Origin of the sequence: Deinococcus sp. (genome assembly GCF_030523985.1) — a bacterium.
Taxonomy (GTDB): Bacteria; Deinococcota; Deinococci; order Deinococcales; family Deinococcaceae; genus Deinococcus.
Genome location: NZ_JAUNHK010000101.1, coordinates 1 through 8997 on the forward strand (window position 1 = coordinate 1; position 8997 = coordinate 8997).

Here is an 8997-nt window from a genome sequence, read left to right on the forward strand (position 1 = left end):
TGAGCCGCACCCCGAATCGGTGAAAAGCCCGGCGGTCAATGGTTGACAGTTCTGGTCAACCTTCCTAGAGTAGCCTCTGGCCCGTTTTCTGCGGGTCGCCTTTATCCAGAGTCGGCGCGATGGGAAATGAACCGCGATGTTCGTCCGCGCCGCAGCAACTGGCCTTCATCACGGCGCAGTGCTTCCCGACCCCGGCAGGCTCCAACGATGGTTTTTGATGCTGGGAACGATAAAGGAAGGGTGTTCCTCCAGGGCCTTTTCGGGTGCTGGTGTTCCAACGGACAGACTGTGACAGGTGTGTCCCCTTCCAGGTCAGGCAGCGTTTTTGCCCTCGGCAGGAAGGGGACACCCTTTTTTGCTGCCCGCCGCCGTCAGGAGACTCCCTTGAGTGATTTATCTGCCCCCGCCTTGCAATTTATCGACGTTCGTAAAACCTACCCCGGTCAGGCGCAGCCCGCCCTACGCGACCTGACGCTGACCGTGCCCAGAGGCAGCCGCATGGGGATTATTGGGCGCAGTGGCGCAGGCAAAAGCACGCTGGTGCGCCTGATCAGCGGCCTGGAAACGCCCGACGCGGGTCAACTCCTGATTGCAGGGCAAGACAGCACGCATCTGGACAGTCGGGCGCGGCGGGAACGGCAGTCGCGCACCGGGCTGGTGTTTCAGCACTTCAACCTGCTCGCACAGCGCACCGCCCTGGGCAACGTCACCCTGCCGCTGGAATTGCTGGGCGTGCCGCGTGAACGCCGCGAGGCCCGTGCCCGTGAACTGCTGGCCCAGGTGGGGCTGGCCGACTTCGCGGGGCGTTATCCGGCCCAGCTTTCGGGCGGGCAAAAGCAGCGCGTCGGGATTGCCCGCGCCCTCGCCACCGACCCCGATCTGCTGCTGGCCGACGAAGCCACCAGCGCACTCGACCCCGAAACCAGCGCCGGGATTCTGGAATTGCTGACGCAGCTTCAGCGTGAGCGTGACCTGACCCTGGTGATTGTCACGCACCAGATGGAAGTCGTGCGGGCAGCGACCACGCATGTCGCCGTGCTGAACGGCGGGCAACTGGTGGAAAGCGGCGAAACCCGCGCCCTGCTGGGCCGCCCGCAGCATGAGGTCACCCGCGCCCTGCTGGACGCCCACCGCCCCGAAGTGAAGCTCGCGCCCGGCGAGGTGTTGCAGCACGTCAACCTGGACGACCTCAGCGCGTCTACCCTGGCCGCCCTTGCCGGCATCGGCGCCCGCATCGTGCTGGCGGAGGCGCACCCGCAGGGGGTGGACACCTGGCTGGCGCTGCCGGAAGCGCAGACTGGGGCGCTGTCCTCCCTGACCCGTCAGGCGGTGGGCGCATGAACTGGGCCGAACTGTGGCCTCTGCTGTGGCAGGCGACCCTGGAAACCTTCCAGATGGTCATTCCCGCCGCCGTCATCGCTGAAGTGCTGGGGCTGGGGCTGGGGGTGCTGCTCACGCTGACCCGTCCGGGTGGCCTGCTTGCCAACCGCCCGCTCAACCGCGTGCTGGACGCCATCGTCAACATCGGGCGCAGCTTACCCTTCATCATCCTGCTGGTGCTGCTCATTCCGCTCACGCGCCTGCTGACAGGAACGTCTATCGGCTCCACCGCCGCCATCGTGCCGCTGACCATCGCGGCGATTCCCTTCGTGGCGCGGCTGGTGGACGGGGCGCTCTACAGCGTGCCCGGCGGCGTGGTCGAGGCGGCGCGGGCGATGGGGGCCAGCACCGGGCAAATCGTCTGGAAGGTCCTGCTGCCCGAGGCGAGACCCGCCCTGATTCAGAGTTTCACCGTCATGGTGGTCAACCTGATCGGGTACTCGGCCATGGCGGGGGCCATCGGTGGCGGGGGACTGGGCGACCTGGCGATTCGCTACGGCTACCAGCGCTTCGAAACGGGCGTGATGGTCGCCACCGTGCTGGTGCTGCTGCTGCTGGTGCAGGGCGTGCAGTGGCTGGGCGACTGGGCTGCCCGCCGCAGCGACCACCGCTGAAGTTCCGTCTCTACTTATCTCAAGGAGGTTGTGCCATGCGTCAAACCCTGTTCCTGTCGGCCCTCACCCTCGCTTCCTTCGCCAGCGCCGGAACCCTGCGCGTCGGCGCGACCCCGGTGCCAGCGGGCGAACTGCTGGAATTCGTCAAACCTATGCTGGCCAAGCAGGGCGTGACGCTGCAAATCAGAGAATTCAGCGACTACGTGCAGCCCAACGTGGCGCTGGGTGAAGGCAGCATCGACGCCAACCTGTTTCAGCACGCGCCCTACCTGAACGCCTTTCAGCAAAACCGCCCGCTGAATATCGTGGTGGTCAAAAAGATTTACCTGCCGCCGCTGGGCCTGTACAGCAAGAAGTACAAGAAGCTCACCGACATCCCCAAGGGCGGCACCATCGCCATTCCCAACGACCCCAGCAACGAGGCCCGCGCCCTGCTGCTGATCGAAAAAGCGGGCCTGATTCGCCTCAAGCCCGGCGCGGGGGTGAAGGCCACGCCCGCCGACATCGTCAGTAACATCAAAAACCTCAAGTTCCGCGAACTGGAAGCCGCGCAGTTGCCGCGCTCTTTGCAGGACGTGGACGCCGCCATCGTCAATGCCAACTACGCGCTGCAAATCGGCCTGAACCCGACCAAGGACGCCCTGTTTCACGAGGGCAAAAACAGCGTGTACGTCAACGTCCTGGCGACCACCAAAGACAAGCTGAACAACCCCGACCTGCGAAAACTCACCGCCGCCCTGACCAGCCCCGAGGCCAAAGCCTGGATGCTGAAAAAGTACGGCGGCAGCATTCTTCCCGCGTTCTGACCTTCCCGGTCTTCCCTCTTTTCAAGGAGCATTCCCATGCGTAAAGTTCTGATTCTGTCCGCCCTCACCCTCGCCTCTGCCGCCTCCGCCGGAACCCTGCGCGTCGGGGCCAGCCCCGTGCCACACGCCGAAATCCTGAACTTCGTCAAGCCCATCCTCGCCAAGCAGGGCGTGACGCTGCAAATCAAGGAATTCAGCGACTACGTGCAGCCCAATCTGGCACTGGCCGACGGCAGCATCGACGTGAACTTCTTCCAGCACGTGCCTTACCTGAACACCTTTCAGAAGGACCGCCCGCTGGGCATCGTCGCCGGGGCCAAGATTCATGTCGAGCCGATGGGCGTGTACAGCAAGCGCGTCAAGAGCCTCAAGTCGCTGAAAAACGGCGCGACCATCGCCATTCCCAACGACCCCAGCAACAGCGGACGCGCCCTGAAGCTGCTGGAACGGGCGGGCCTGATTCGCCTCAAGCCCTCGGCGGGGATCAGCGCCACCGTGCTCGACATCACCACCAACCTCAAGCGCCTCAAGTTCCGCGAACTCGAAGCCGCGCAGCTGCCCCGCTCGCTCCAGGACGTGGACGTTGCCGTCATCAACACCAACTACGCGCTGGACGCTGGCCTGAATCCCCTCAAGGACGCCCTGCTGATTGAGGACCGCAACAGCCCCTACGCCAACGTGCTGGCCGTCAAGCCCGCCACCCTCAAGAACGCCGATTACCGCAAGCTCGTCAAGGCGCTGCAAAGCCCCGAAACGAAGGCTTTTATCCTCAAGAAGTACAACGGGGCCGTGGTTCCCGCGTTCTGATTTTCTGCCGAAAAGTGACAAGCCCCCGCCTGAGCTGGTGGGGGTTTTTCGTGTTCTGGCTGCCCCACAGGCAACGCGGCGGGAGAGGGGGTACAATCGCCTGACCTGAGCCAGGGGAAGTCCGGTGAGATTCCGGCACTGTCGCGCAGCGGTAATGGAGCCACGCTCATGAGTCCGAATGCCTCTCAGGGACGTTCCGAACAAGGAACACCTCTCGCCACAAGAGGGCCGTACTCCGCGCTGCGTCTCGCATTCGCTCCGGCCCCGGCCAGAGCGGGTTTTTTCTTGCTGTGCGCCCGCTCTGCGCTGTCACGTCCGCACAACTGGAGCCTTTTTATGCGACCACTGTTTCTGGCGGCTTTCGCCCTCGCTTCTGCGGCGGCGGCGACCAAATACCCGTTGACCATCACCGACGACTTGGGCCGAACCATCACCCTCAAGAGCGAGCCGAAACGCATCATCACCATGCTGCCCTCGCACACCGAGACGATGGTGGCCCTGGGCGCTGCCGACAAACTGATTGCGGTGGACAAGTACAGCAACTACCCCGCCGCCGTGGTGGACAAACTGCCCAAGGTCGGCAGCGCCTTTTCGCCCGACCTGGAAAAAATCGTGGCCCTCAAACCCGACCTGATTCTGGCCGACGAGTCCAAGAGTTCCAAACTGACCGCCAGACTTGAGGCGGCGGGCCTGACCGTCTACGGCGGCACCGGGCAGACCTACAACGAGGTCTTCGAAAAAATCGCCACCATCGGCAAACTGGTCAACCGTGAAGCCGCCGCCACCCGCCTGACCACCTCCATGCGGGCCGAACTGAACACCCTGCAAAAGAGCGTGGTGGGCCTGCCCAAAGTCAGCGTGTACTACGAGGTGGACCCCGCGCCCTACAGCGTCGGGCCGAATTCCTTCATCGGCACGTTGATTACGAAGGCGGGCGGGCAGACCATCATTCCGGCGGCACTGGGGGACTTTCCCAAGATCGACCCTGAGCTAATCGTCAAAAGTGCGCCCCGCGTGGTTATCGGCGTGACTCCTGACGACGCCAAAAAGCGCCCCGGCTGGGCCGCGCTGCCCGCCGTGAGAAACGGACGGGTCTACAAGCCCACCGACGAGGAAAGGGACGCCCTCTCGCGCCCTGGCCCGCGTCTGGCGGTGGCGCTGCGGGCGCTGATCAAGATGATTCACCCCGAAGCCAAATAATCGAAGTGGGGGCCGGGTCTGACGTGGCCTTGCCCCCGACTGTACCGAACTTGCAGAGCCACCGATGGAGGTTCCAGATGGACGACGTGACCAGACAGCGCCGCGAAGCCGCCATGCGCGAACTGACCGAGCAGCGCGACAACTACCGCAAGAAAGAAGGCATCAGCAAGGGGCGGCGCGGCCTGCTGATGGTCAATACCGGCAACGGCAAGGGCAAGACCACCGCCGCGATGGGCCTGCTCATTCGGGCACACGGGCGCGGCCTGCGGACCAAGATGTTCCAGTTTCTCAAGCACGACACCGCCAAATTCGGTGAGCACCGCACGCTCGACTTGCTGGGCATTCCCTACCAGGGCCTGGGCGACGGCTGGACGTGGCGCAGCAAGGATCTGGACAACTCGGCGGAGCTCGCCGCGCACGGCTGGGCACTGGCGAAAGAGGCCATCGAGAGCGGCGAATACGACCTGCTGGTGCTGGACGAATTCACCTATCCCCTCAAGTACGGCTGGGTCGCGTGGCCGGAGGTCGAGACCGTGCTGCGCGAACGCGACCCGAACATGCACATCGTCATCACCGGGCGCGGAGCCATTCCCGAACTGGTCGCCCTGGCCGACACCGTCAGCGAGATTCAGCCTGTCAAACACGCCTACGAGCAGGGCATCGGCGGACAGCAGGGAATCGAGTATTGAGTGAGGTCGCCGTCGGCTTCAGCCGGGCGGACTGCGAACTTTAAATGTGGTGTGTGCGGCAGAGAACTTCAGAAGGTTTCTCTGCCTCTTTGCTTTTCTGGGGCGGCTTGATGGCCTGCTCCTCGCCAGCGGACGGGCACCTGTAGAGTTCCAGCCCTGGCCTCTCCCTGATGACCACCCGGCTTTGAGAGCGGTCCATTTTTGTGTTATGTTATTAGCGTAACAATTCCACCGAATCATCCGAGGGTGAAATGCTTTCTCTACCGACACGGCGTTCTAAACTGGGCCAGAGTCACTCAAATCACATTCTTGCCAGGAGTTCTCCCCTGCTATGACCTCCCCGCTCAAAGACCTTGCGGCCACTGCCCTGCGCGGAACGGCCCGTGCCGAACTCCCCAAGCCCGATTCAGGCCCGCTGGGTGAGGCCCTCAGCCGCGTGAGCGCCGACACCCCCGAACAGCTTTTGCTGGCGCGTGCGGCCCTGGCCGGACTCCACGCCCGAGCTGGCAAAGCGCTGGACACCGCCCAAACGCCCCCACCCACCATGCTGCCGCCCGCCGCTCGCCCGCTGCCCGAAAAGCTGTGGCCCCTGCTGCGGCAACTGCGGAACAGTCCGGCCTTCGAGAGCGCCCTGCGAGACGTTTTGGCAAAAGAGTGGACGCTGAGCGCCGCGCAGGTGCTTGAGCTTTACACGGGCCATCAGACGCCGACGACTGCCCTGTGGCCCCTGCTGGACGAACGCGGCAAAGCCGTACTGGACGCGCACCCGCTGCACAGAGCCTGGGAAAAAGCCGAGGCGCAGGCCCAGTGGGAAGCACGCCTGGACGCCTTGCAGGAAGCGCGGGCCGCTGACCCCACAGCGGGCGCGGCGCAAACCCTGGAACTGTGGAAAGAAACCAACGCCGACGGGCGGCGCGACCTGCTGGATATGTTGGAGCGTCAGCTTTTGCCCACTGACTTGCCACTGCTCCAACACGCCGAAAAAGACCGCTCGGCGGAGGTGCAGCGGCGGGCGCGAATGCTTCAGGGGCATCTGCCTGGGCCACTGCAAGACGAACTGCTGGCGCTGCTGCCGCAAGCAGTGCAGGTGCAGCAGGACAAAATTTCCTTCAAGCCCTTCGACCTCCCTGAAGCGTTGGGCAAGGTCAAAACGGGTGCCTACGACGACTCCGACCTTCACCGCCTGCTGGGGGCTTTGCCCTTTTCGCTGCTGTTGAAGGCGCTAGACGTACGCGGTGAACAGCTTTTGCAGGCCGCCGAGAAAAAACACTGGCAACTGGGCCACCAACTCAGGGCGCAACGTGACCGCGAACGGCCTGAACGTGCGGCCAAAGCGCCGCCTGTGCTGAACGCGGGGGATGCGGCGGCTTGGCTCAAGTCCATTCAGGAAAAGGGCCAGCGCAATGAAATGGCCCTTGACCTTCTCGCCCAGTCCCTTGACCCCGCCACCAAAATCGCCGCGCCCGAGCCGTTGCCTTTCGCGCTGGCCCTACGTCCCAAAGATTCCCACCATCCGCCTACAGCCTGGGAAGAACGCCAGAAATACTCGCACGCTGAGCGCCAAGCCGAAGCCGAAGCCGCATGGCGTTCGCTGACCGAAATTTTGCGGCTGCGGCGCGAGTGGGCGCGGGTTTTGGAGGATTTGGCATGAAAGAGAAGCATAACCTCCAACCCGCTTGGCAAAATGTTGACCTCGGCAGCATTGACCCAAACTTGTACTTGGACGAACGGGACGCGCCAGAACTGACCGCCCTGTGGGAAAGCGCCGAAGCCACATTAAGCGCTGCAAAAGCCAAAACAAAGGCCCACACGCTTAAAAGTTTGCAACGCGACGACAAAAAGTACCGCGAAGAAGTCTTTGGGTGGGTGATGCGGGCGACGGGTCACAGTGAACTTGCTGCCTGCGTTTCGGATGACTTGGGCCTCATTCAAGAAGCCTACTGGCACGCCGTAGCGGGTGACCCCTACATCAATGCTTTGGCGCAGGCTTATACGGCGGGGCGCTTGCCTATGCAGGAGGACTTTGTATGACCTTAGACATCGCCGCCCTACGCGGAGAAATTCGCCGCAAAAGCACCACGCCCGCCCGACTGCTGGAAATCGCCGCGCTAGACCCTCAACTTTCGCGCAGTGTGGCGCAGGCCAAAACTACGCCGCCCGACGTGCTGGATAAGCTCGCCCGCAGCAGCGACATGCCCACCCGTACCCGCGTTGCCGAGCATCCCAGTACAGCTTTGCCTACGCTTTTGCACCTGGCAGGCGACCCGCAATGGACGGTGCTGAAGGCGCTGACCGAACACCCCAACCTGCCCGCCGAGGTGCTGGAAAAACTGAGCCGCCATAAGCGGAGTACCGTGCGGGCCGCTGCCGTCAAGATGCTGCTGGCGCGTGGGCCACTGGCTCAGGCCGACTGGGAACGCCTGCAACGCGACCCCGCCGAAGAAGTCAGGATGGAACTTGCGGCTTACGCGGGGCTGGACGCGGCGGCGGTGACGGCCTTCCTGCAAGACCCCGCCGCCAGCGTGCGATACACCATTTTGGCCCGCAGTCTGGGCGCGTACACCCACAAATTGACTCGCCAATCGTTCCCCTTGCCCGCGCCGCTGACCCCTGCTCAGGTATTGCCTCTGCTGGACGACGAAAACGCAGACGTGCGCCTGTATGCCGTGCGGGTGCTGGAACGGCAAAAGTTTGACTTTCTGACCTTGCCGCTAGCACAGCGTGAACGGCTGGCGCTGGACGCTGACCCCACGCTGGCAAGCCACATTCTGAATCTGTGGCCCCAGTGGTTTGCCCCTAGCGAGGCAAAGAGCGCCGCTCACATCTTGGCTGAACTGGCCCAGTCTCCCAACGAGGGGCTAAGAATCAAAGCCTTGTCACTAACCGAAGATGCCCGCCTGCTTCAGGCCGCTGCCGCTGACCCTTCCGAAGCGGTACGCGCCGAAGTCGCCGCCCGCGTGCGTGACCTCTGTGCGCTGCAAGGGCTGGCCCAAGACAGCAGCGAAACTGTGCGCCTGCGGCTGCTGTCTAACCCCCACGCCCCCCGCGAGTTGCTGCGGCAGGTGGCAGGCAGTACGCCCAACTTTTTCAGCCGCTCGGCGTTGTTTGCTCACCCCAACCTGACCGAAGCCGATTGGCAAGAACTCCTCTCGGACGGTGGCCCCGTGCTGGCGGGCGGGCGCATAGATTTCACGGGCTTGTACATGCAGTACCGCGACACTCGGCCCGATGTTTACCTGAGAATCATGGACTATTTGGCCCATTCGCAGCGCGCCGACGTGCTAGGGCAGATGCTGGGCTACCACATGTCGCCCGCCGCCGTAGTGCAGCTAGGCCAGTCTATTCAGCAGCACGCGCCGCAGCTTTTGCCCCGTTACAAGGAGAAATATGGCTCAGCCCACCGTTAACCCGCCCCCAGACCTCGCCGCCCTGAAACGCGAAGCCCGCCGCAAAGGGACGCCGCCAGAGCGTTTGCTGGAGCTGGCGAGCATGGGGCCGGAG

General features: G+C 63.6%; 9 protein-coding genes and 1 riboswitch. All 9 genes read left to right on the forward strand.

From position 1 onward, the window contains the following. Positions 1 to 384 precede the first annotated feature (384 nt). Entirely contained in the window at positions 385 to 1341 is a 957-nt protein-coding gene (locus tag Q4C89_RS12345; RefSeq protein WP_303102921.1) for a methionine ABC transporter ATP-binding protein, read from the forward strand. Beyond that, on the forward strand, positions 1338 to 1994 hold the full coding sequence (locus tag Q4C89_RS12350) for a methionine ABC transporter permease (protein WP_303102922.1): 657 nt from the start codon (positions 1338 to 1340) through the stop codon (positions 1992 to 1994). The genes Q4C89_RS12345 and Q4C89_RS12350 overlap by 4 nt, the downstream gene beginning before the upstream one ends. Positions 1995 to 2029: 35 nt before the next feature. Continuing rightward, entirely contained in the window at positions 2030 to 2800 is a 771-nt protein-coding gene (locus tag Q4C89_RS12355; protein WP_303102923.1) for a MetQ/NlpA family ABC transporter substrate-binding protein, read from the forward strand. A gap of 36 nt (positions 2801 to 2836) precedes the next feature. Continuing rightward, complete coding sequence (locus tag Q4C89_RS12360; protein ID WP_303102924.1) at positions 2837 to 3607, forward strand: MetQ/NlpA family ABC transporter substrate-binding protein; 771 nt, start codon at positions 2837 to 2839, stop codon at positions 3605 to 3607. Between the two features lie 89 nt (positions 3608 to 3696). After that, a riboswitch (cobalamin riboswitch) is annotated at positions 3697 to 3812 on the forward strand. A gap of 131 nt (positions 3813 to 3943) precedes the next feature. Next, positions 3944 to 4807, forward strand: a complete 864-nt coding sequence (locus tag Q4C89_RS12365; RefSeq protein WP_303102925.1) for an ABC transporter substrate-binding protein — start codon at positions 3944 to 3946, stop codon at positions 4805 to 4807. 77 nt (positions 4808 to 4884) lie between these two features. Beyond that, positions 4885 to 5496: a cob(I)yrinic acid a,c-diamide adenosyltransferase gene (gene cobO / locus Q4C89_RS12370; protein WP_303102926.1), complete on the forward strand. Its 612-nt coding sequence runs from the start codon at positions 4885 to 4887 to the stop codon at positions 5494 to 5496. A gap of 331 nt (positions 5497 to 5827) precedes the next feature. After that, a complete protein-coding gene (locus Q4C89_RS12375; RefSeq protein WP_303102927.1) occupies positions 5828 to 7147 on the forward strand; it encodes a DUF5691 domain-containing protein in 1320 nt (439 codons plus the stop codon). Next, a complete protein-coding gene (locus Q4C89_RS12380) occupies positions 7144 to 7527 on the forward strand; it encodes a hypothetical protein (RefSeq protein ID WP_303102928.1) in 384 nt (127 codons plus the stop codon). Before Q4C89_RS12375 ends, Q4C89_RS12380 begins: the two co-directional genes overlap by 4 nt. After that, on the forward strand, positions 7524 to 8903 hold the full coding sequence (locus tag Q4C89_RS12385) for a hypothetical protein (RefSeq protein ID WP_303102929.1): 1380 nt from the start codon (positions 7524 to 7526) through the stop codon (positions 8901 to 8903). The genes Q4C89_RS12380 and Q4C89_RS12385 overlap by 4 nt, the downstream gene beginning before the upstream one ends. Positions 8904 to 8997 lie beyond the last annotated feature (94 nt).

Coding starts and splice junctions, on each gene's coding strand:
- Q4C89_RS12350 (WP_303102922.1), top strand. CDS start 1,338: ATGAACTGGGCCGAACTGTGGCCTCTGCTGTGGCAGGCGACCCTGGAA.
- Q4C89_RS12355 (WP_303102923.1), top strand. CDS start 2,030: ATGCGTCAAACCCTGTTCCTGTCGGCCCTCACCCTCGCTTCCTTCGCC.
- Q4C89_RS12360 (WP_303102924.1), top strand. CDS start 2,837: ATGCGTAAAGTTCTGATTCTGTCCGCCCTCACCCTCGCCTCTGCCGCC.
- Q4C89_RS12365 (WP_303102925.1), top strand. CDS start 3,944: ATGCGACCACTGTTTCTGGCGGCTTTCGCCCTCGCTTCTGCGGCGGCG.
- cobO (WP_303102926.1), top strand. CDS start 4,885: ATGGACGACGTGACCAGACAGCGCCGCGAAGCCGCCATGCGCGAACTG.
- Q4C89_RS12375 (WP_303102927.1), top strand. CDS start 5,828: ATGACCTCCCCGCTCAAAGACCTTGCGGCCACTGCCCTGCGCGGAACG.
- Q4C89_RS12380 (WP_303102928.1), top strand. CDS start 7,144: ATGAAAGAGAAGCATAACCTCCAACCCGCTTGGCAAAATGTTGACCTC.
- Q4C89_RS12385 (WP_303102929.1), top strand. CDS start 7,524: ATGACCTTAGACATCGCCGCCCTACGCGGAGAAATTCGCCGCAAAAGC.